The following is a 20,995-nucleotide window of genomic DNA, read 5'->3' as shown; positions in this document are numbered from 1 at the left end:
GCCAGCGCCGAGCAGCACAGGGCACCGTGCGCAGCACGGCGCAGGCCGCCGCGTGGATGGCTTTGGCTACTTTCCCCGAAAGGAAAGTAGCCCGCGCCGCGGCAGCGGCACGGAACAAGGGAACCTTGCGAGGCTCCACGCAAGAACAATCGCTCACGTGCGGTGTGCGGCGGCAGCTGCACGGAACAGAGCAACCTCGCCAAGCCCAATGCAAGAACCATCGTTCATGCACTACACGCGACGATGCAAGAGCGCATCTTCACTCGTCGCTGCGTGTCACCCTTCCGCAGTGAGTGGGGAAAGCGTGCGCGCCGTTCAAACGCGCCGGCATCAACGCCAAGTCAAGCCAAGCCAAAATCCACCGCGAAGACCAGTGCAAGCGCAGCGCGATCGTGCGTCAGCCCCTGGCAAGGTGCGCGCCGCGCGCCGGGACTAGACTGCACGAATGTCCGTGGAAACGCTGCCCGTTACCTCGACGCCGTGCATCGGCGTGTGTCGCCTCGATCGCGACAACCTGTGCATGGGTTGCCGGCGCACCTTGGGCGAGATCGCGGCGTGGTCGCGCCTCGATGAACACGAGCGCCTGCGCCTGATGCGCGAGGTGCTGCCGCTGCGCCGGATTCGCCATGTCCGCGCCTGACGCCGCCGCACTGCGCGCGCCCGAGTCCGCCTGCACGCTGGACGCCGAGTTGTGCGCGCCGCAGTCGCTTCTGCGCGCGGCGCTGCATCCACTGCATGCGCCACCGCGGGCACCGGGCTGGAACCGCGCCCAACTCAGCGACGTGATCGGCGCTGCCGTGCTGGCCCCGGCCGCCGTGCTGGTGCCGCTGTGCGCGCGCGCCGAAGGCCTCAACGTGCTGTTCACGCGCCGTGTCGCCGGCCTGCGCCAGCACGCCGGGCAGGTAAGTTTTCCCGGTGGGCGCAGCGATGCCGACGACCGCGACGCGCTGGCCACCGCGCTGCGCGAGAGCGCCGAGGAAATCGGCCTGCACGCCGCCAGTGCCGAGCCGCTGGGTTATCTGGATTGCTTCGACACCATCAGCGGCTACAGCGTGACGCCGGTGGTGGCGCGCATCGCCGGTGATTTCGTGGCACGGCCCAATCCCGATGAGGTGGCCGAGGTGTTCGAGATCCCGCTGGCCTGGCTCAGCGATCCGCTGAATCTGCACACGCGCCAAGTCGACTATCGCGGTCGCGCGCGCACCATTTACGAGTTCAAGCCCGCGGGCCACCTGATCTGGGGTGCCACCGCCGGCATTCTGGTCAACCTGCTGGCGCGCATGAGGACGTGATGACGATTCCCGAAACCTTGATTGATGCCGCCACGCTGGCGGCCTTGCCCGCGGGCGCGGTGCTGGTGGTCGATTGCCGCTTCGAGCTGGCCGATGTCGAGGCCGGCGCGCGCGCGTATCGCGCCGCTCACGTGCCCGGCGCGGTGTACGCGAATCTCGATCGCGACCTGTCCGATCAGTCGCGCACGGCGCAGGGCCTGGGCCGGCATCCGCTGCCGTCCGCCGCCGCGTTTCGCGCCACGCTGCTGCGCTGGGGCTGGCGCCGCGGCCTGCCGGTGGTGGCCTACGACGGCCACGCCGGCGCGATTGGCGCCGCGCGCCTGTGGTGGATGCTGCGCACGCTCGGCCAGCCCGCGGCGGTGCTCGATGGCGGCTGGCAGGCGTGGGTCGCGGCGGGCCTGCCGCAGGCATCGGGCGATGCGCCCGGCGCCGTGTTCTCGGATGCCGCAGCATCGGGCCGACATTTTGACGCTGCCGCGTCGGGTCAGGACTTCGACGCCGCCGCCATCGTCTACACCGATGCGCTGCAACGGCAACTGGCTGCGGGCAGCGTGTGCCTGATCGACGCGCGCGCCCCCGAGCGCTATCGCGGCGAGGTCGAGCCCCTCGACCCGGTGGCGGGCCACATTCCCGGCGCCGGCAACCGTCCCTATGCGCAGAATCTGCAGGCCGACGGCCGCTTCAAACCCGCTGATCAACTGCGCGCCGAATGGCTGGCGCTGCTCGGCGCGGCCACGTCGGCCAGCGTGGTGCATTCCTGCGGCTCCGGCGTCTCCGCCTGCCACAACCTGCTGGCCATGGAGCACGCCGGCCTGCGCGGCTCGCGCCTGTACGCGCCCTCGTGGAGCGGCTGGGTCAGCGATCCCAAGCGGCCGGTGGCGAAGGGGTGAGGTTGCCGTCGGCGACACAACAAGCCGGCCTTGCGTGGTGAAACCGGCGCGCCGAACGCTACTCGGTGCTTGCGGTATGCTGATTTGCAGTTGCTTCGGTGCGAATCAGGGGAGGTATAGAACATGACCCAGGCACTCACATCCGCTGTGGCAGAGGCCACGAAGCTTCCGCTCGACGAGCAAGACATTCTTGCCGCGATCCCGCTCGAGGAAATTGCTTCCGAGCAGCGCAGGTCGCGGCTGTTCGCCAAGTCAGAACATGTTCTCGAGGCCCTGGCCGCGGAAGCGCTGGCTGACTTCAAGGCGGGCAAGAACCAGCCACTCGACGACCTCCCATGAAGTCGGTTACTGCCCTACAACCGCAAAGTGGTGTCACCCATTTACGTTCTCGAATCGGCCTTGCTTCTGATTGTCGGTACCGTGTTGCTCACGTTCACGGGGATCGCGTTCGCGCTGTTCGATCGCTCGCTCGGCCTGGGCGGTTCCAGCCTGTTCCTGGAAGCAGTGCTTGTTGCAGGTGCGGTGTTCGCGGCCATGGGCGTGCGCAGGTTGTACCGCGTGCATCGGACCCTGTTGGGCAACGGCCCGACTTCCTCGCGTCACCGCGCGGCGGCCTAAAACCTGTCTCAACGCGCCCGCGCTCTACTTGCCTGCGCGCCGCCGCTGCACTGTGGCCTCGCCAATGCGGGGCTGAATCACATCGGCGATGACGGCGCTGCGTGCCCAGCTACAACGTCGCATCCCGAAAAGCTTTCAGGACAGCGTTCATGCGGGTCTGCCAGCCGCTGCCCTGCGCGCGATACCAGGCCAGTACTTCCTTGTCCACGCGCAGCGCAATCTGCTCTTTGCGATCTGCGGCTGTCTTGGCGGGTCGTCCGCGCTTGGCACGCAACTCGGCCAGGCCCTCGTGGGCGGTGGCGTCAGCCCAATAGGCCAGGGTTGCTGCCTTGCTGGCGCGGTCGTAGGGCACGTCAGGCTTGCGGGTGCGCGCGGAAGTACGCTTCTCGTTCATGGGCTGTGGCTACTCGGCAGGAAATCAATCGCGGACCATCCTCGCGGTCGGTCCACACCACGACAACGACACGCCCGTGGGTCCATCCCAGACTCACCAGTCGTTGCTCTGCGTAGGCTTCGCGGTCGTCTTCGCGGGTGGGCATGGGGCCGTCAAAAGCCGCCATGCAATCGGGCAGATCGATCTTGTGCTTGCGCAGGTTCTCTTGACGCTTGGCCGGGTCGTGGCTCATCCGCGATTTAATGTATATGCATGAAGTGCGCTGCGCAAGCCCAGTCAACCCGGGCTCTTGATGCGCAGATTTCCCGACTCGCGACGCGCCGGCGCATTTACGATTTCGCCAAGCGCGTCATGTAACGCGCTGTAACGCGAACCGCAGCGCGTGTCGGGGCCAGGTTTGAACAACGTTCCGATCTTCGCCAAGCCGGGGATGGCTTGCCGCACAAGCAAGCCCCAGTGCTTGTTGCAGGTTTCCCAGTGGCACACTGCGCGCGCCGCACGTCGCGGCTGCGGTCGAGCCAAGGGGCTGCTCATGTACGTGCTTATTCTTCCCGGCCTGTGGAACTCCGGCCCGCAGCACTGGCAAACGCAGTGGGAGGCCAGGCATGCGGAATGGAAGCGGGTGCTGCAGCGCGATTGGGCGACGCCGGATCGCGCGGAGTGGGTGGAAACGCTGCGTCTGAACATCGCCGCGTGCCGGCACCCGCCGGTTCTTGTCGCGCACAGCCTGGGCTGCGCGCTGGTTGCGCACTGGGCGTGCGCGGCCCATCGCGGCGCGATCGCGGGCGCTTTCCTGGTCGCCCCGAGCGATGTCGATGCGCCCAGTTATCCGCCGGGCACGACGGGTTTCATGCCCATGCCGATGCACCGGCTGCACTTTCCGTCGCGGGTCGTGGCCAGTCGCAACGACCCGTACTGTTCCGTGACGCGGGCCGCTGCGTTCAGTTCCGCCTGGGGCAGCGACATCGCCTGGGTGGACGAGGCCGGACACATCAACGCCGACGCCGGCTTCGGTCCGTGGCCTGAGGGCGAACGCATGCTGCTGGAATTCTGCGCCCGCGTGCAGGGCTGAGCGGTGCGGGGAAAGCGGGTTTTGCGCTAGCGCGCGACGCCGCACTCAACGCCGCGCACGCCGCTGCCACCAGCGCGCGCTGCGCTGCCGCTGACGCAGCGCGGCGCGCAGTTCGGCGTCGGGGTACCGCGCCAATTGCGCGCGCTGCGCGGGGGTGAGGGTGATGTCGGCGCCGAGGCCGGCGCGCAGCAGCAAGATGTCCATGCGCGGCAGGCGCGACGGTCGCGCGTGCGCGGCGTGGGTGATCAGCGCCGCGCCCAGCCACGCCAGCGTGCCGCGCGGCAGCGCGTGGTGGTCGCCGTAGATATCGGGCACGCCGCGCGCCAGCGCATTGCCGACGCGCAGCGTGCGCAGCGGCCACGCGGCGTGCGCGGCGAGCACGTCGCGACAGGCTTGCGCAAGATCGGCTTCGGGCAGCACCGCGCCGTGCAGCAGCGCGGGAATCAGCGCGGTGCGTGGCCGTTGCGCCCAGGCCACGCAGGCGGCGGCGGCGCGCAGCGCGGGATGTGTCTCGCGCCAGGCTTGCTGCCACGCCGCGGGCTGCGGGCATCGCCGCGCCTGCGCCAGACACAGCAACGCACGCACCGCGCCCAGCCGTGCGCGTGCGGTGTCGCGCTGCAGCCAGTCGGCCAGCGGCGCGCGCAGCGCATCGTCCAGCACCTCGGGCATGGCCAGCAGCGCAGTAGCCGCGGGCGCGCCCAGTACATCGTCATCCAGCGCGCGCGCCAGTGCCGGCGCCAGCGCATGCACGCGCTGCGTACCGGCGCAGTGCGTGGCCGCGGGCAGACGCGCGACGTTGAACGCCCATGCGATGTCGTCGGCGCGCTCGGGATAATCGCGCGCGGCCAGTGCCGTCAACGCCGCGGATTTGACCGCGCGCTCGGCTTCGGCCACCACCGGCGCAAGGCGATCCAGCGGCGGCTGGTACAGGGTTTCGCGCAGCGCCGAATGCGCGGCGTGCGCGTCGATGCGCGCCAGCATCTGCAGCGCGAACAATCGCGCGGCGTTGACCACCTCGGGCGGCTCGGCCAGCAGCGCGCGCAGGCCGGGGATGGCGGCGCTGCCGAGTGCGGCGATGCGCGGCTCGATGCTGGCGTGCTCGGCCAGATCGTGGCACCAGCGCGCGATCTGCGCGGCGTCGGTGTGCGTGCCGGGTAATGCCTGCGCCGCGCTGCGCACGGCGTGCGCCGGGTGCGCCAGCAGCGCGCTGCGTGCCGCCTCACGCTGTGCATCGGCCGGCATGCGCGCCAGCGCGCGCAGGATTTCCAGCGCTTGCACCACATCGCTGGGATGCGCCAGCGCGCACGCCGCCAGCGCCGACGCGGCGGCGGAATCGCCGCGCTTGCCCAGCGCGATGATCGCGCTCATGCGTGCCTCGGACAGCGGATGTTGCAAGGCCAGGATCAGGCGCTCGCCGTAAGGCCGCGCGGCCCAGATGTCGAAATCGGCGCCGCAATGCGGGCAGCGCGTGTCCTGCGCGCCGACCTCGGCGTGGCACTCGGGGCAGAACCAGGTGGGCTGCTCGCTCATGACGTCGTGGGTGAACTGCTGCCCAGCGCGGCGGCGAGGCGCGCGATGTCCTGTGCCAGTTGCGCGGGATCGGCGGCACCGGCGCTCTGACCGGCGCGCAACTGGCGCTGGCGCGCGGCGACGTGGACCTCCAGCCAGGCGTGCAGCGCCGCGGCATAAGCGCGGCAGGCTTGTTCCAGCGCCGGGCCGAACATCGATTGCAGACGCTGGTGTTGCCACGCGCGGCCCAGCGCGCCCAGCGCGCGCGGCGGCGATGCGGGCAGGGGCGTGGCCTGCCAGTCGAAGGCGGGCAGGGCGGCGTTGTCCTCGCTGGCATCCGGCGCCAGCACGGTGCGTGTCTGCTGCGCCAACTGGTGCGCGACGTCCGCCGCCAGCGTGCCCAGCGCGGCGGCATCCATGCGTGCCTGCGCGGCGCGCTGCAGCAGCGCGGCGGGCGCGCGTTCGGAAAACTCGGCGATGGCGCGATGCTGCGTGCGCGCGGCGGCGTCCAGCGCCAGCAGCGGCGCGCTGTCCAGCGTCGCGGTGCCACCCGGGTTTTGCTCGCGCGCGGCCAGACGCAAGCTGGACAACACCTGACGCGCCAGATTCAAACTGCGCGTCTGGCTGCGTGCGGCGGCATCCACATGCAGGCTGGCCAGCAGCGGCTGCAGTTCGCGCTCGCGCCACGCGCGCAGTGCGTCGCGCCGCGCCGGCACGCTGCTCAGCGCATCGATTTGCACCGTGGTGTTCAGCGCGGCGCCGAGCTGGCTGGTGAGGTAGTCGCACTGCTCGCGCACGGCTGCGCTGTCGACCAGATCGGATTTGGTCAGCAGCACGCGCAGCGCTGCCCCGCTGTCGAGCACGGCTTGCGCCAGATCGCGCTCCAGCTCGGTCAGCGTGGCGCTGGCGTCGATCAGCAACAAGCCCAGATCGCTGCGCGGCAGATAGTCCAGCGCGGCGGCGCGGGCGTGGCCCTGCAGCGCGCCGAGGCCAGGTGTGTCGGTGAACACCGCTTGCGCCGCCCACGGCAGCGCGCCGAGGCCGACGCGCACCTCGGCCAGACGCTCGCGATTGCCGGGATTACCCTGCTCGCTGATGTGCTGCGCCAGCTCTGCCAGCGGGCGCTGCTCGCGCCGGCCATCCAGATAACTCAGCTCCAGACTCTGTTCCGCATCAGCCAGCAGGCGCGTGGTGACGGCGGTGACCGGCACCACGCCCACCGGCAGCAGCGGGCGCTCGATCAGCGCATTCAGCAGCGAGGACTTGCCGCTGCTGACGCGACCAACCACGGCCACCTCGACGCGCCCGCTGCGTGCGGCCAGCGCGGCAACGCGCGCGCGGTACTCGCCGAGGCGATAGCGCTGCACCAGCTCCAGCAGCAGCGCGCCGAGCGCGTCGTCGGGTGCCGGCTGCGTAGGATTGTCCTGCATGCGCAGCCCGTCCTGCATGCCTTCGAGCAGGGCGCCGATTTCCGCGGCCAGCGCGCGGCAGGCGGCGGCGCCGTCCTCGTCCAGCGCGCCGAAGCCGGCCAGATGCGCGGGACGCAGTTCCAGCGCGACGTTGCGCAACAGGGTGATCTGCGTGTCCAGCGCCCAGCGCGGATCGAGCTCGCCGTGGCGCGGCGTGGCGATGTTCTGCGCGCGCATGAAGCGCCGCAGGCTGCCGCGCAGGCGTCGCAGCGCGGCCTGCAGCGCGGCGGCATCAGCCACGGGCAGCGGTGCCTGATAGCGCGGAAACACCTCGTCGCCGCGTGCTTGCGCGGTCAGCAGCAACGCGTCGGTCAGCGTCTGCTCGATGTGCGCCAGACTTTGCGCGAGGTGACGGTGTTGGTTGTCGCTGAGCACGAAAGCCTCCTGCGGCGTGCATCATCGCAGTCTTTGCGACCCTCGCGACGTAAACTTGCTGCTGCTTGCAGTCTCGGCAAGGCCCTGGGTTCCACGATTCTGCGTGCGCCGCACGCGCGATCGCCACACGCATCTTCCTCAGGAACGCGCATGCCCGGTTTGTATGTGTATCGCGCCAGCCGTCTCGAAGCGCTGGCCGACCAACTCGCGCAGCAACTTGCGGCGCAGCCGCCGGCCTCGGTGCTGACACCGCAGGCCGTGGTGGTGGCGCACCTGGGCATGAAGCGCTGGTTGCTGGGCACGCTGGCGCAGCGGCGCGGCAGTGATGGCAGCCCCGGCATCGCCGCCAATCTGCACTTGCTGCTGCCCGGCGAATGGTGGCTGCGACTGGGCGATGCGCTGCTGGGCAGTGATGGCAGCCCGGCGTGGCAGCGCGAGGTGCTGCGCTGGCGCATTCTCGATCTGCTCGATGCGCGCAGCGACGATGCCGCGCTGCGGCGCTTTCTCGACGCCGCGCCGCCGCGCCGGCGCTGGCAACTGGCCGAACATCTGGCGCGGCTGTACGGCGAGTATCAAATTTATCGCCCCGACTGGCTGCTGGCCTGGGTCGTGGGCAACAACACGCCGCGCGATGCCGACTGGCAGGCGGCATTGTGGCGCCGCCTGCTCGCCGGCAGCGCAACGCAACCGCGCGTGCAGCGCAGCCAGCGCGTGCTGGAACTGTTGGCGGCGGCGCGCGACACGCACGCCGAGCCGGTGCATGTGTTTGGCGTCAGCCATCTGCCGCCGGTGCTGCTGCAGGCGCTGCAATTGGCGGCGCGCACGCGCGCGGTGCATGTGTATTTTCCCGATCCCTGCCGCGAGCTGTGGGATTACCTGCGCAGCCAGCGCGCGCTGCTGCGCGCCGGCAACGAGGCCGCGGTGCAGCACTACGAGATTGGCCATCCGCTGCTGGCCAGCCTCGGCCGCATCGGCCAGGACTTCACCATGGCCCTGAACGCCGACGACAGCGCGCAGCACTGGCGCGATGCGGCCGACGACAGCGACGCCATTGATGCGCAGGCGCCGTTGCTGCAACGCGTGCAGGACAGCCTGCGCCGACTCGCGCCCGGGGTCGCTGCCGCGCCTCTGACCGCGCATGCGCGCCTTGATTCCAGCCTGCGCGTGCACGCCTGCCACGGCCGCCTGCGCGAGCTGGAAGTCCTGCGCGATGCGCTGCTGGCGCTGCGCGTGCAGCACGCCGATCTGGAGCCGCGCCAGATCGTGGTCATGGCGCCCGACATCCAGGCCTACGCGCCGCTGCTGCCGGCGGTGTTCGGCACGCCAGGGCAGTGGCACGACGCGGCTTTGCCGTGGCATCTCGCCGATGTGCCGCTGGCCGCCACGCACGCGGTGTACGCGGCATGGCGGCAACTGCTGCGCCTGGCGCAGGCGCGCTGCACACTGGCCGAGGTGCTGGACTTGCTCGATGTGCCGGCGTTGGCGCGGCGTTTCGGGTTGGATGGCACCGCGCGCGCACGCTTGGCACACTGGCTGCGCGAGGCGCACGTGGCGTGGGCGCTGGACGCGGCGATGAAGCCCGCGTTCGGCGCGCCGGCCGAGGACTTGCACAGCTTCGCCTTCGGTCTGGATCGGCTCATCGCCGGCTGGCTGCTGGGCAGCGACGAGCCGGGTCGTGTGCTGCACGCCGCGACCGCGACCGGGCAGGCGATCGTGCCGCTGCTTGCCGCCAGCGGCAGCGAGTTGCCGCTGCTGGCCGGGTTGGCGCAACTGCTGGATGAGCTGGTGCGCTGGCGCGCCGCGGCGCGGACGCAGTACGACGGTGCCGGCTGGAGCGCCTGGCTGGCGCAGCGCATCGAGGCGTGTTTCAGCGCCGATGACGAGGATGTCGCCGAGCAGGCCGCGCTCGAGCAACTGCGCCGGCTGGCGGCGCAGCCCGTAGCCGAACTGGCCGCGGCGGGCGTGGCACGCGCCCTCGCGTGGGAGGTGATCAGCGCGCAGCAGCGCGCGGCGCTGGACGAGATTCCCGCGCGCCAGCCCTTCGTCGCCAACGGCATCGCGTTTTGCGGCATGGTCCCGCAGCGCACGATTCCCTACCGCGTGGTCGCGGTGCTGGGATTGAACGAGGGCGCGTATCCGCGCAGCAGCCCGCCCTCGTCGCTGGACCTGATCCTGCGTTATCCGCGCGCGGGTGATCGCAGCGCGCTACAGGAAGACCGCTATCTGTTTCTGGAAGCGCTGATGGCCGCGCGCATCGCGCTGCATTTGAGCTATGTCGCCGAGGAGGCCGCGCAGGGCAGCGCGCGCAATCCCGCCGCGCCGCTGGCCGAGCTGCTGGCGTTTCTGGATGACGTGCATGGTCTGACGGGTAGTGAAGTGTCGCGTCCGTGGTACGTGCAACACGCGCTGCAACCGTTCGCCGCGGTGTACTTCGAGCAAGCCGATGCCACATGGCAACCCGATCCGGCGCTGCGCTCGTTCGCAGCGGCGTACGCCGAGATCGCCGGCGCCGGCCGCGCACCGCCCGGCGCGGCGCCGCTGCTGCCGCGCGCGGGATTGCCCGCGCCGGCGCTGGATGCGGATGCATCCAGCCTCGCGCAACTGCGCGCGTTTCTGCGCAAGCCGGCGCAGGCCACGGCGCGGCAGATGCTGGGCATCGCGCTGCCCGACAGCGACGACGATGTCGGCGCGGACGAACCGCTGGCGCCGCGCACTGAGCCACGTCAACGCGTGCCCGCGCAATTGTTGGACTACGCGCTGCTGCAGGGGCATGCCGCGCTGCCCGTGCACGCGCCGGACTGGCTGGCGCGCAGCGGCCTGCTGCCCGCGGGCGCGATCGGCGCGCTGGTCTGGCGCGATCTGCGCGCGTCGGTCGAAGCCGCGCTGGCCTTGCTGCACGCGCATCCCTGCGCGCGTGCGCCGGTCGTGGAAGTCGACTGCACGTTGTGGCTGGATGACGGCAGCGTGCTCAGCGGCAGCGTGGCGGCACGGCGCGATGCCGAGGATCGGCACTGGCTGCTGCGCGTGGAAACGCGCAAGACCCTCGACTTCAGCGTGCGCCTGCCATTGTGGCTGGACTGGGCCGCGCTGGCGCTGACCCTGCCTGCCGCGCAGCTTGGCGGCTGCGTGTTGCTGCATGTGCATGGCGACAGCGCGGACATCGACGCGATGGCGGCCAACGTCAGCACCGACGCGACAGCGCTGCGCGCCGGCGTGACGCAACTGTGCGCGCTGCGCGGCGAGGTGCTGCACGCGCGACGCTGGTATTTCCCGGCCACCGCGTGGGCCGTGGCCGAGTCCAGCCCAGAGTTGCGCGAGCTGCGCGCGCGTGGCGCATGGGAAAGTGGCTTTGAGCGCACAGGCGAGCGCGACTACGCGCCCGCCTACGCCGCGCTGCTGACGCGCGGTCGCGACTGGATCGACGAGCCGCAGGCGTGGCAGGACTTCGTGGCGCAAGCCTGCGCGCTGGCTGTGCTGGTGGGTGTATGCAACGCGGAGCAGGCCGATGCATAGGTCCGACGCGCCGATCGACGCCACGCCGCAGGCGCTGGACTGGATGCGCCTGCCGCTGCGCGCGCCGCGGCGCGTGCTGATCGAGGCCAGCGCCGGCACCGGCAAGACGTACACCCTCACCCTGCTGTATCTGCGTCTGCTGCTGGAGGCGCCGGACGATGCCGCGGCCGATGTGCGCGGCGTGCTGGTGAGCACCTTCACCGAGGCCGCCGCGGCGGAGCTGCGCCTGCGCCTGCGCGCGCGGCTGGGCGCGGCCGAACAACTGCTGCAAGCGCATTGCGCCGCTGCGCTGACGCTGGCATCCGATGAGCCCGCCGATAGCCTCGCGCGTTATGTGCGCGACCATCTGCCGCTGGAACCGCAGGCCGCGCTGCTGCGCGTGCGCCGCGCGCGTCAGGATATGGACTTGGCGCCGATCCTCACCCTGCACGGTTTCTGTGCGCGCGTGCTGGCCGAGTTGGCTTTTGACGGTCACGGCGATCTGACGCCGGGCGAGCACATCGACGAGCACGAGCTGCTCGACGAATGCTTGCGCGATTTCTGGCGCCAGCGCTACCAGCGTGCCGAGGTGGATGCCGACGAGCTGGCACTGGTCGTGCCGGGCGGGCCGGATGGGCTGCGCGGCGAACTGCGCGAGTACTTCGCCCTGTCCGCGCCGCATCGGTACGGCGGCGGCCGCGCGGCGCTGGCTGCGCTGCTGCCGGCGCTGCTCACGCCCGCACGCGTCGCCGAGCTGGGCGTGTTGGCGAACGATGCGACGCGTTACAAGCGCAAGGGCAGCAGGCTCGGCAATCGGCTGGCCGCGCTGCATGCCTGCGCGCGCAACCCGGGCGTTGGGTCGGCTGATTTGCAGCCGCTGGTCAAGGAGTTCGACGACGCGCTGGTCGCGGACGGACAAAACCCGAAAGCCGCGCCGCTGAGCGATGAACCGCTGGTCAAGGACTGGCTGCGCGCCGCCGCACTGCTGCGCGAGTGGCCGGCCATCGTGCGCGGCGAAGTGCTGGCGGCGGCCATTGCATTTTGCCGCGCCGCCATGGCGCAACGTTTGCTGGAACGCGGCGGCTTCACCTTCGGCGCGCTGATCGAGCGCGTGCACGCGCGCGTGGTCGATGACGCGAACTTCGCGCAGCGCCTGTTCGAGCGCTATCCGTGCGCGCTGATCGACGAGTTCCAGGACACCGATCAGCACCAGTACGCGATCTTCGATGCGTTGTACCGCGCGCGCGGCACGCTGCTGCTGGTCGGCGATCCCAAGCAGGCGATTTATGCGTTTCGTGGCGGCGACATCGCCACGTATCGGCGCGCCGAGCGCGGCGTGGACGCGCGCGTGTCGCTGGCGGTGAACTGGCGCTCGACGCGCGCGTATATCGATGCGCTCAACGGCTTGTACGCGCACACCGATGGCGACGCGATGGGCGCGGGCATCGCCTACCGCGCCGTGCAAGCCGGCGGCAAGGCTGATGCGCAGGCATTGATGCGCGCCGGCGCGCGCGCGCGCGCGCCGCTGATCCTGCGCCTGCCGCGACCTGACCAGGAACCGCCGCGCACGCTCGCCGACGCGGATGACTTCGCATTGCGCGCCTGCGCCGCCGATATCGCGCGCCTGCTGGCGTCCGGCGAAGCCACGCTGGGCGCGCGTAGCGTGGACCCTGGTGATATCGCTGTGTTGCTGCCCACGCACCGGCAGATCGCCGCGCTGCGCCAGCATCTGGCCGCGCGCGGCGTGCCTGCCGCGGGCGCGGGCAAGACTTCGGTGTTCGACACGGCGCAGGCGGACGATCTGGCGCTGATCCTGCGCGGTCTGCTCGAGGGCAGCGCCGCCGCGCTGCGCGCCGCGTGGCTCACCGACCTGTGGGGGCTGGATGCCGTGGCGCTGCGGGCGCTGGATGCCGACACGGCCGCGCTGCAGGCGCAGCTCGTGCGCAGCGCCGAGCTGACGCAGCACTGGCTGCGCCAGGGGCCGCTGGCGCTGCTGATGAGTCTGATCGAGCACGCTGCGTCGCGTCTGCTGACGCGTCAGGACGGCGAGCGTGCGCTGACCGATTTGCGCCATCTCGGCGAGTTGCTGCAGGCGCAGGCCGCGGCGGGATTTCCGGCGCACGCGCAACTGGCCTGGCTGCGGCGCCAGCAGGCCGACGCCGATGGCAGCATGGATGAGCACCAGCAACGCATCGACAGCGACCGTGCGCGCGTGCAATTGCGCACCCTGGCCAGCGCCAAGGGCCTGCAGTGGCCGCTGGTGTTTCTGCCGCTGGCGTGGCGCGCGGAGGGTGTCAGCCGCAAGCCACATCTGTTGCGCTTTCACGATGCCGGTGATCACCTCAGCGTGGATCTGGGCTCGCCTGCACGCGCGACACACCAGCAACTTGCCAGGCGCGAGGCGCAGGAAGAGCGCGCGCGCCTGCTGTACGTGGCGCTGACGCGCGCGCAGCAGGCGTGCTGGGTGTACTGGATCGGGATGGCTGGCAAGAACACGCACGCGCAGACGCCGTTGGCCGCGCTGCTCGAGCGCGCCAGCGCCGATGCGCCCGGCGCGGCGCTGGATGATCGCCTGCACGCATTGCCGTGCCGTGTGCCGCAGATCGCCGTCGACGATGCCGCGCTCGATCACGATGCAAGCTATCGCCCCGCGGCCGCGGGCGAACGCGCGCGCGCGGCGCAAACGCCGCCGTCCGCTGCGCAACCATGGCAGCAATGGAGTTTCACCGCGTTGACGCGCCATGCCACCGGCGAACCGCGCGCCGCCGCCGATGAAGGCGATGACGTCGATCCGAATCTCGACGCCGAGGCCTGGCCCGAGGCCGCCGCGCATGTCGAGCTCGAAGCCCTGCAATCGCTGCGTGGGCCGGCCTTTGGCGATGCCGTGCACGCCATGTTCGAGCATGCCGCGCCGGGCGTCCCGATGACGCAGCAACAGATGCTGATCACGCGCGCGCTGACCGACAGCGGCGTGCAGTTGCCAGCATCCGAGGCCGCGCCGCTGCGCGCGTGTCTGGCCGCGCGCATCGATGCCTGCATGCGTGCCGATCTCGGCGACGGCCTGTGTCTGCAGGCGCTGGCTGCTGACGCGCAAATCGCCGAGATGGAGTTTCTGCTGCCGCTGGCTGCCGTGCCGTTGCCGGCGCTGCGCGCGTTGTTGCATCGGCACGGCGCCGCCGCGCTACTGCCCGAGGCGCTGGGCCACGGCACGCTGCGCGGCATGCTCGGCGGCTATATCGACAAGATCGTCTGCTGGCAAGGGCGTTATCACGTGATCGACTACAAGACCAACTGGCTGGGCGCGCGCGTGGACGATTATCAGGGCGTCGCGCTCGCGGCGGCGATGCGCGATCACCACTATCCGCTGCAGGCGCTGCTGTACACGCTGGCGCTGCATCGCCTGCTGCGCCAGCGCCTGCGCGGCTACGATTACGCGCGGCACATGGGCGCCGCGTTGTACCTGTTCGTGCGTGCGCTGGATCTGGCGCCGCAGGCTGGCGTGTGGCGGCATCGCTTCGACGCGGCGCTGGTGCAGGCGCTGGATGAGCTCTGCGATGGAGCGCGCGCATGAATTCCGCCACCGACATGCAGGCGCCCGAGCTGGCAGTGCACGCCTGGGTGCTGCGGCATACGGGTGATGCACTGCTGGCGCGCGCCGCCGCCAGCGCCGCGCGCGCCGAACGCGCGGGTCACGCCTGCGCGTGGCTGGGCGAGGAGGGCTTCGACGTCGCGCAACTCGCGGCCTTGCGCGCCGCGCCGTGGGTCGGCACCGAAGTCGCCGACGCGCCGTTCGTGCTGGACGCCGCCGGGCGTTTTTATCTGCGCCGCAACGCCGCCGCCGAGCAGGCCGTGGCCGCGGCGGTGCAGGCACGCGCGATGGTGCCGCGCGTCGCGGTGCAGGGGCAGGCGGCGGCGCTGGAAACCCTGTTGCCCGGCGCGGCATCGGCCGAGCAGCGCCACGCGCTGGCCGCGGCGTTCGGGCGCAAGCTGTTCGTGCTCACCGGCGGGCCGGGTACTGGCAAGACCACGTCCCTGCTGGCGCTGTTGCTGGGCCTGCTGCGCCTGCATCGCGAGTGCGGCTGGCCCGGGTTGCCGCGCATCGCGCTGGCCGCGCCCACCGGCAAGGCCGCGGCGCGGCTGCAACAGGCGCTGCGCCTGGGTCTCGAGCAGGTGCGCGCGCGGCTGGGCGGTGCTGCCGAATGGCAGGCGACGCAACTGCACATGCCGCCACTGGTCGCGAGCACGCTGCATCGGTTGCTCGGCGCACGCCTGCACCGGCACGGCACCACGCTGCCCGCCGATATCGTCGCCGTGGACGAAGCCTCGATGGTCGATCTGGGCCTGATGCACGCGCTGCTGCAAGCGCTGCGCCCGGGCAGCCTGCTGATCCTGTTGGGCGACCCCGATCAGCTTGCTTCGGTGGAAGCCGGCAGCGTGCTCGCCGATATCGTCGCGGCGGCCACGCCCGGCAGCGCGCTGGCGGGCTGCATTGGGCATCTGACGCACTCGCATCGCGCCCAGGCCGGGCTGCTGCCGCTGCTCGCGGCGGCGCGCGTGGGTGACGCGGATGCGCTGCTCGATGCGGCTGTCGTCGCGGATGCCACGGCATCTCCATCCGACGCCGCGCCGCTGTTCCTGCGCCGCGCACCGCAGCATGCCGCCGGCCTGCGCGCCGCGCTGCACGCCTGGCTGCAGCGTCATGCCGATGTGTATCTGCGCCTGCTGCAGCCGGACGTGATCCCTGCCGAGGCGCTGCACTTGCTGGGACGCGCGCAACTGCTGTGCGCCTTGCGCAGCGGCCCGTTCGGACAGGTCGCCATCAATCGCGCGGTGGAGGCGTGGCTGCGTCAGCAGCACGCGCTGCCGGCCGGCTTCTGGTATCCCGGGCGCGTGGTGATGATCACGCGCAACGATGCCGACACGGGCCTTGCCAATGGCGACGTGGGCGTGGCCTTGCACGGCCGCGACGGATTCGAAGTGTGGTTCGACGCGCAGGACGCCGCCGGCCTGCCGGCGCCACGCGCGCTGCCGCCGCAATACTTGCCCGAGCACGAGCCGGCCAGCGCGATCACCATCCACAAGAGTCAGGGCTCCGAGTACGACCACGTCGCGGTGCTGTTGCCGGCGGATGCCGACAGCCCGATCCTCAGCCGCGAGTTGCTGTACACCGCGCTGTCGCGCGCGCGTCGCAGCGTCGAGCTGTGGGCCGGCGAGGATGCACTGCGCGCCGCGCTGGCGCGCCCGGTGCGTCGCGCCGGCGGCTTGCGCGAGCGTTTGCGTGGCCGCTAGCCGGGACTTGGGACGAGCACATTGCGATTTTGCTTTCGTCATCCCGGCCGCGCGCGGCCATCTGGCCTCGTCATGCCAGACGGCGCGCGGCCATACGACATCGTCATGCTGGACGGCGAACAGCCATCTGACCTCGTCATCCCAGACGGCGCGCAGCGCCGAGCCGGGATCCAGACAAGCTTGCCGCAAGCTCACCTGGATGACCCGCTACGCTGTTGGGGAACGCTTCCCGCTTGTGCGTGGATGACGAGAAGTGGGAGTGCGGGGATGACTCTGACGCAGGGCCGGCTCCCGATTACCGGCTACCCGTTACCGATTTCCAACTCCCCACTCCCGGCTCTCAATACGCCCGGCCATCGCGATGCGTGAAACCGCCGCCACCGCCGGGCAGATCGAGGTCGATATCGGGGTAGTGCGCGGCGTCGCCGACCGGGTTGCGCGTGCCGACCTCCAGAATCACCGCCTCGCGCGCGCCGCGATTCTGCAAATGGTGCGCGTCGGCCATGCCGGCCTGAAAGCCGGCGCAGTCACCGCGGTGCAGCACCTCTTCGCCGGCGTCGCTGACCAGCACCACTTCGCCTTCCAGCACGTAGATGAATTCGTCCTCGGTTTCGTGCCAGTGGCGCTGGCTGGACCAACTGCCCGCGGGCAGGCGCAGCAGATTCACGCCGAACTGGCTCAGGCTGGCGGCATCGCCCAGACGCCAGCGCTGACGCGCGCGGCAGGGCTGGTCAAACGGCTCCGGATAGCCGGTGCCGAAGCGGGTGGGTGCGTGGGCCGCATCGATCCTGGGCACGGTGCTGCTCCGTGGCGACGCCGCATGCGTCACCATGGATGTTACGCCGCGCGTGGTTCAGCCGAACAGCCGCTTGGCCAACTCGGCCACGTGTCTGCCCTGGTACTCGGCGACCGCCAGTTCGTTGCTGCTCGGCATGCGGCTGCCGTCGCCCTTGCTGAGCGTGCTGGCGCCGTAGGGCGAGCCGCCGCTGACCTCGTCCATGTACAGCAGGCCCTCGCAGGCGTAGGGCACGCCCACCACCACCATGCCGTGATGCAGCAGCGTGCTGTGGAAGGAAGTGATGGTGGTTTCCTGTCCACCGTGCTGGGTGGCGGTGCTGACGAACACGCTGCCGATCTTGCCCACCAGCTTGCCCTGCTGCCACAGCGCACCGGTCTGATCAAGGAAGTTGCGCATCTGCCCGCACATGTTGCCGAAGCGCGTGGGCGTGCCGAATACGATGGCGTCGTAGTCGGCCAGTTCATCGGGCCTGGCGACGGGTGCGGCCTGGTCGGCCTTGGCGTGGATGGCGGCCGCGGTTTCGGGCGGCATGGTTTCGGGCACGCGCTTGAGCGTCACTTGTGCGCCGGCGACGCCGCGCGCGCCGCGCGCCACCGCCTCCGCCATCTGCTCCACGTGGCCCCAGGTGCTGTAGTACAAAACGAGAACTTTGGCCATGGTTGGCTCCGCTGCGAAAGAGAACGCCAGCATGCCGCGCAGGACAGCGCTTGCGGCGCAGGTTCTGGAAACACAGCGTTGCTGCGCACGGCGCCGATACGTGCGTGACGATTCCAGGTCTGAAATGGCTGTTTGCGTGGCGCGCGAACACGCGCCAGTGTCTCGAGCGTTGTCCTGTCCCGACGACCTGTCCACCGCGGCTTGCGGTTTCGTATGCAGGTGCAAGCGACTTCGGTGCTGTCGCTACCCCGCCCCATGCCCGCGCAGCAGCGGCGCCAGTGCCAGCGCCAGCACGCTGGCGTTGTACAGCGCGTGCGCGGCGTAGCCGGGCAGCAGCGATCCCGAACGCAGGCGCAGCCAGGTCAGACCCAGCGCCAGCGCGATCAAGCCGGGCAGCACCTGCCAGTGGTCGCCGGTGTCGGGCAGGTGCAGCAGCGCGAACAGCAGCACGCTCAGCGTCACCGCCCAGCGCAGCCGCATGCGCTCGCTGAGGCCGGCCAGCAGCACGCCGCGGAACAGGACTTCCTCGACGAAGGGCGCCAGCAGCACGATCATCAGCGTCAGCAGCACGCGCATCCACAGGTGCGCCTGGTCGAAGATCACCAGCACCGATTGCGTCACGCCTTGCTTGGGGAACAGCGCCGCGTTGAGGCCCAGCACCAGTGGCAGCAGCAGCGCGGCCAGCAGCAGCCCGCCCAGAATCCAGCGCTGGCCGGGCCAGCGCAGACCGAGGCCGGGCAGCGCCGCGGCGCGCCAGCGCGTCGGCCAGCGCAGGCGCACCAGCAGCAGCGTGGGCAGCGCGGCCAGCAGCAGCACCGCGGTCAGCATCAGGCTGCCGTGCGCGGCCAGCAATTCTGCGACGGGGCGATGCTCGATGTGCGCGGTTACGTGCGCGCCCAGGTTCCACAGCAGCGCAATCACGATCTGCAGCGCGAAATACAGCGTCACCACCGCGAGCGCGCGCCACGGGCCGAGACGCGCCGGGCTGGGTTGGTCCACACCGGTGGATTCGAGAGGAATGCTGGTTGTGCTCACGTGAAGTAGCCCGATCGCGGCGATGTGCGGGGTGCGTGTCGTTGTCGTGGTGCGGATGATTTCACGGCTTGCGCATATCGAGGTGGTAATGCCAGCAGGATTCCGCCGCGCGCCGTGCATCCTCGATGTCGCCCGCGCTCAGGCGTGCCTCCAATGCGCGCATCGCAGGCACCAGACAGGTCATGCGCGGGTCTTGCGCGGGCAGCGCGGCCTTGGCCAGGACTTGCCAGAAATACGCCAAGGCAGATTCCGGCCCAAGCCCGGCGCACCGTGATCCAGCAGGTTGCCCAGCGCCAGTTGCGCCGGCACGAAGCCCTGCTCGGCGGCGCGCTTGAACCACACCGCGGCGAGGCTGGGCGCCTGCGCTACGCCGCGCCCGCGCGCGAACATCACGCCGAGGTTGAACTGCGCGGCAGCGTAGCCTTGTTGTATAGCCAACTCGAACCAGTGCGCGGCGTTGCGGTAACTCAGCGGCACGCCGTGGCCCTCGGCATGCAGCACGCCCAAGTCATTGATGGCGCGTACACCGCCCTGCGCGGCGGCGATCTGGAACCACTGCGCGGCGGCGGCATCGTTTTGGCTGAAGCCGATGCCCAGCGCATCGCGCACGCCCGGCTCGTACTGCGCCGCGCGATTGCCGTGATTGGCGCGCAGCGTCAGCCCGTGCAGGCTGACCCAGCGCGAGCCGTCGTTCAACAGGTTGGTCACGCCATTGCCGACACCGGAAATATCGAGCAAGTCATTCGCGCCGCTGCGCTTGGCAGGCGCGGACGCTGGGCGCGCATAAGTCAGTGCGTAGGCAAGCGGCGCCACGCAGTTGGTCACCATCGTCGCGCGCGCGGCCAGCGAACCAAGCATGAGCACAGCGGCGAACAGCACGGGGCGCGGCAGTGGAGCACGAAAGAAAGTGGGGCGCATGCGTCGGATGGGCGTAGGCAAACCAGGCCGCCTGCTTGGACAACGCTGCGCGCGGAAACGCTCCGCGGTTTCTGGCGCGCGGATGGGCGACGTACAGGCACTGCTCAAGGCGCGGGAGGCGGTAATTCGCGCACCGGCAGCGGCACGTTGCACACGCCGATCTTGCCGGCCGGGCGCACGAACCACGGGTTGCGGCGGCTACGCCGCGCCGCGATCAACGCGGTGAAGGTGGGGGTGTCGGTGCGCAGCGCTTGCAGGCGCGGTTGCTCAGTGGCGGGCACGGTGTTGGCCAGGCGCATGGACAGAATGCGCGTGCGGTGCGCGGCATCACGATAAAAGCCCAGCGGTCCGTGGCCGCGCGGCAGCGCCGACAGCAGATCCATGCCCTGCACCACGCGCCCGACCATGGCGATGTTGCGATCGAGCTGGCGCGGTGCCTGTCCGATCACCACATACAGCTCGGCGCCGTTGCCGGTGTCCGGCGGATTGTCGCGGCCCACGCCGACCATGCCGTAGCAGTGCAGCAGCCAGGCGTGCTGCGTGCGTGGATTCTCGCCCACCGGAAAGCCGTGCACGAAACCGACCTCGGGCGCGTATACGTCGCCATCGGGCAGGCGCGTGAAATCCAGTCCGGCCGCGGCGCGTTCGTACTCGGCCGGCAGCGTGCGCGGCAGGTTCGCGGGCAGGGCGCGGCGTTGCGCCGTGTCGGCGTTCGGATCGCCCCATTGGGTGACGAAATCATCCTGCACGCGGGTGATGGCGAGGCCGTTCCAGTAGTGCGCGCGCGCCAGCGTTTCGATGTTGGCCACGTGCGCCGGCGCGAACCGCGGCGCCAGTTCGATGACCACGCGCCCCTGCGGCAACCGCATCACCAGCAGATGCGCGGGATCGAGCTTGCGCCACGCCGAAGCCGGAGCCGCGGCGAGGATTTGTTCCATGCCACGCGGCGCAGGCGCCGCCTGCGCGGCCAGCGCCGCGCCCAGCGCGAGGACACTCCACAAGCAACGATGGCGTAGCGGCATGACGACAATTCCGTGGGCGAGATGGCAAGCCTAATCGCGCGGCGGGGCGCTGTGTCGCTTCGCTATTGCGCCCTTTCGTCCATGCCTACACGCACGAGCACGCCGCTGGACCAGCGCCGAGGAGAGATCCTGCGCGCAGCTCAGAATGACAAAGCGCAGCACCC

At 70.5% G+C, this 20,995-nt stretch carries 16 protein-coding genes and 1 pseudogene; 8 read left to right on the top strand and 9 right to left on the bottom strand.

Annotated features, from left to right (window positions below):
• The first annotated feature begins 445 nt into the window (after positions 1–445).
• From ACYDAT_RS04500 to ACYDAT_RS04485, 4 genes and pseudogenes are all read left to right on the top strand, one after another.
• A pseudogene (locus ACYDAT_RS04500) lies at positions 446–1,292 on the top strand (CoA pyrophosphatase).
• Positions 1,292–2,182, top strand: a complete 891-nt coding sequence (locus ACYDAT_RS04495; protein WP_461448645.1) for a sulfurtransferase — start codon at positions 1,292–1,294, stop codon at positions 2,180–2,182. Before ACYDAT_RS04500 ends, ACYDAT_RS04495 begins: the two are co-directional and overlap by 1 nt.
• A 123-nt stretch (positions 2,183–2,305) precedes the next feature.
• Positions 2,306–2,521 carry a hypothetical protein gene (locus ACYDAT_RS04490; RefSeq protein ID WP_461448643.1) on the top strand — a complete coding sequence of 72 codons (216 nt, stop codon included), beginning with the start codon at positions 2,306–2,308 and terminating at the stop codon, positions 2,519–2,521.
• Positions 2,522–2,602: 81 nt separating this feature from the next.
• Positions 2,603–2,800, top strand: a complete 198-nt coding sequence (locus ACYDAT_RS04485; protein ID WP_461442225.1) for a hypothetical protein — start codon at positions 2,603–2,605, stop codon at positions 2,798–2,800.
• 109 nt (positions 2,801–2,909) lie between these two features.
• Here the strand turns inward: ACYDAT_RS04485 and ACYDAT_RS04480 are convergent, their stop codons facing one another.
• Positions 2,910–3,194: a BrnA antitoxin family protein gene (locus ACYDAT_RS04480; protein ID WP_461448641.1), complete on the bottom strand. Its 285-nt coding sequence runs from the start codon at positions 3,192–3,194 to the stop codon at positions 2,910–2,912.
• A complete protein-coding gene (locus ACYDAT_RS04475; RefSeq protein ID WP_461448639.1) occupies positions 3,154–3,426 on the bottom strand; it encodes a BrnT family toxin in 273 nt (90 codons plus the stop codon). Before ACYDAT_RS04475 ends, ACYDAT_RS04480 begins: the two co-directional genes overlap by 41 nt.
• 165 nt (positions 3,427–3,591) lie before the next feature.
• On the opposite strand from ACYDAT_RS04475, the gene ACYDAT_RS04470 reads away from it, so the two are divergent.
• Positions 3,592–4,266 carry an RBBP9/YdeN family alpha/beta hydrolase gene (locus ACYDAT_RS04470; protein ID WP_461442228.1) on the top strand — a complete coding sequence of 225 codons (675 nt, stop codon included), beginning with the start codon at positions 3,592–3,594 and terminating at the stop codon, positions 4,264–4,266.
• A 45-nt stretch (positions 4,267–4,311) separates the two neighbouring features.
• On the opposite strand, the gene ACYDAT_RS04465 is transcribed toward ACYDAT_RS04470, so the two are convergent.
• Positions 4,312–5,796 carry a hypothetical protein gene (locus ACYDAT_RS04465; RefSeq protein WP_461448637.1) on the bottom strand — a complete coding sequence of 495 codons (1,485 nt, stop codon included), beginning with the start codon at positions 5,794–5,796 and terminating at the stop codon, positions 4,312–4,314.
• Positions 5,793–7,619: a dynamin family protein gene (locus tag ACYDAT_RS04460; protein WP_461448635.1), complete on the bottom strand. Its 1,827-nt coding sequence runs from the start codon at positions 7,617–7,619 to the stop codon at positions 5,793–5,795. The genes ACYDAT_RS04465 and ACYDAT_RS04460 overlap by 4 nt, the downstream gene beginning before the upstream one ends.
• 150 nt (positions 7,620–7,769) lie before the next feature.
• Between ACYDAT_RS04460 and recC the strand changes: the two genes are divergently transcribed.
• The 3 genes from recC to recD are packed head-to-tail and all read left to right on the top strand — an operon-like array spanning position 7,770 to position 16,400.
• Positions 7,770–11,132, top strand: coding sequence for an exodeoxyribonuclease V subunit gamma (gene recC / locus ACYDAT_RS04455; RefSeq protein ID WP_461448633.1), 3,363 nt, complete (start codon positions 7,770–7,772; stop codon positions 11,130–11,132).
• Entirely contained in the window at positions 11,125–14,682 is a 3,558-nt protein-coding gene (locus ACYDAT_RS04450) for a UvrD-helicase domain-containing protein (protein WP_461448631.1), read from the top strand. The genes recC and ACYDAT_RS04450 overlap by 8 nt, the downstream gene beginning before the upstream one ends.
• Positions 14,679–16,400 carry an exodeoxyribonuclease V subunit alpha gene (gene recD, locus ACYDAT_RS04445; RefSeq protein ID WP_461448629.1) on the top strand — a complete coding sequence of 574 codons (1,722 nt, stop codon included), beginning with the start codon at positions 14,679–14,681 and terminating at the stop codon, positions 16,398–16,400. The genes ACYDAT_RS04450 and recD overlap by 4 nt, the downstream gene beginning before the upstream one ends.
• A gap of 340 nt (positions 16,401–16,740) precedes the next feature.
• Here the strand turns inward: recD and ACYDAT_RS04440 are convergent, their stop codons facing one another.
• From ACYDAT_RS04440 to ACYDAT_RS04420, 5 genes are all read right to left on the bottom strand, one after another.
• Positions 16,741–17,196 carry a cupin domain-containing protein gene (locus tag ACYDAT_RS04440; protein WP_461448627.1) on the bottom strand — a complete coding sequence of 152 codons (456 nt, stop codon included), beginning with the start codon at positions 17,194–17,196 and terminating at the stop codon, positions 16,741–16,743.
• Between the two features lie 57 nt (positions 17,197–17,253).
• Positions 17,254–17,856, bottom strand: coding sequence for an NAD(P)H:quinone oxidoreductase (gene wrbA / locus ACYDAT_RS04435; protein WP_461439977.1), 603 nt, complete (start codon positions 17,854–17,856; stop codon positions 17,254–17,256).
• 243 nt (positions 17,857–18,099) lie between these two features.
• Positions 18,100–18,891, bottom strand: a complete 792-nt coding sequence (locus tag ACYDAT_RS04430) for a lysostaphin resistance A-like protein (RefSeq protein WP_461448625.1) — start codon at positions 18,889–18,891, stop codon at positions 18,100–18,102.
• A 180-nt stretch (positions 18,892–19,071) separates the two neighbouring features.
• Complete coding sequence (locus ACYDAT_RS04425; protein ID WP_461448623.1) at positions 19,072–19,809, bottom strand: tetratricopeptide repeat protein; 738 nt, start codon at positions 19,807–19,809, stop codon at positions 19,072–19,074.
• 104 nt (positions 19,810–19,913) lie between these two features.
• On the bottom strand, positions 19,914–20,831 hold the full coding sequence (locus tag ACYDAT_RS04420) for a peptidylprolyl isomerase (protein ID WP_461448621.1): 918 nt from the start codon (positions 20,829–20,831) through the stop codon (positions 19,914–19,916).
• Positions 20,832–20,995 lie beyond the last annotated feature (164 nt).

The sequence above is a fragment of the Metallibacterium sp. genome, assembly GCF_054637675.1.
Note: the sequence above shows the minus strand (reverse complement) of the source record. Positions and strands in the feature narration are given on the sequence as shown.

Bases quoted from the DNA above. Each gene is read 5' to 3' on its own strand.
- ACYDAT_RS04495 (WP_461448645.1), top strand. From the start codon at position 1,292: ATGACGATTCCCGAAACCTTGATTGATGCCGCCACGCTGGCGGCCTTG.
- ACYDAT_RS04490 (WP_461448643.1), top strand. From the start codon at position 2,306: ATGACCCAGGCACTCACATCCGCTGTGGCAGAGGCCACGAAGCTTCCG.
- ACYDAT_RS04480 (WP_461448641.1), bottom strand. From the start codon at position 3,194: ATGAACGAGAAGCGTACTTCCGCGCGCACCCGCAAGCCTGACGTGCCC.
- ACYDAT_RS04475 (WP_461448639.1), bottom strand. From the start codon at position 3,426: ATGAGCCACGACCCGGCCAAGCGTCAAGAGAACCTGCGCAAGCACAAG.
- ACYDAT_RS04465 (WP_461448637.1), bottom strand. From the start codon at position 5,796: ATGAGCGAGCAGCCCACCTGGTTCTGCCCCGAGTGCCACGCCGAGGTC.
- recC (WP_461448633.1), top strand. From the start codon at position 7,770: ATGCCCGGTTTGTATGTGTATCGCGCCAGCCGTCTCGAAGCGCTGGCC.
- ACYDAT_RS04450 (WP_461448631.1), top strand. From the start codon at position 11,125: ATGCATAGGTCCGACGCGCCGATCGACGCCACGCCGCAGGCGCTGGAC.
- recD (WP_461448629.1), top strand. From the start codon at position 14,679: ATGAATTCCGCCACCGACATGCAGGCGCCCGAGCTGGCAGTGCACGCC.
- wrbA (WP_461439977.1), bottom strand. From the start codon at position 17,856: ATGGCCAAAGTTCTCGTTTTGTACTACAGCACCTGGGGCCACGTGGAG.
- ACYDAT_RS04425 (WP_461448623.1), bottom strand. From the start codon at position 19,809: ATGCGCCCCACTTTCTTTCGTGCTCCACTGCCGCGCCCCGTGCTGTTC.
- ACYDAT_RS04420 (WP_461448621.1), bottom strand. From the start codon at position 20,831: ATGCCGCTACGCCATCGTTGCTTGTGGAGTGTCCTCGCGCTGGGCGCG.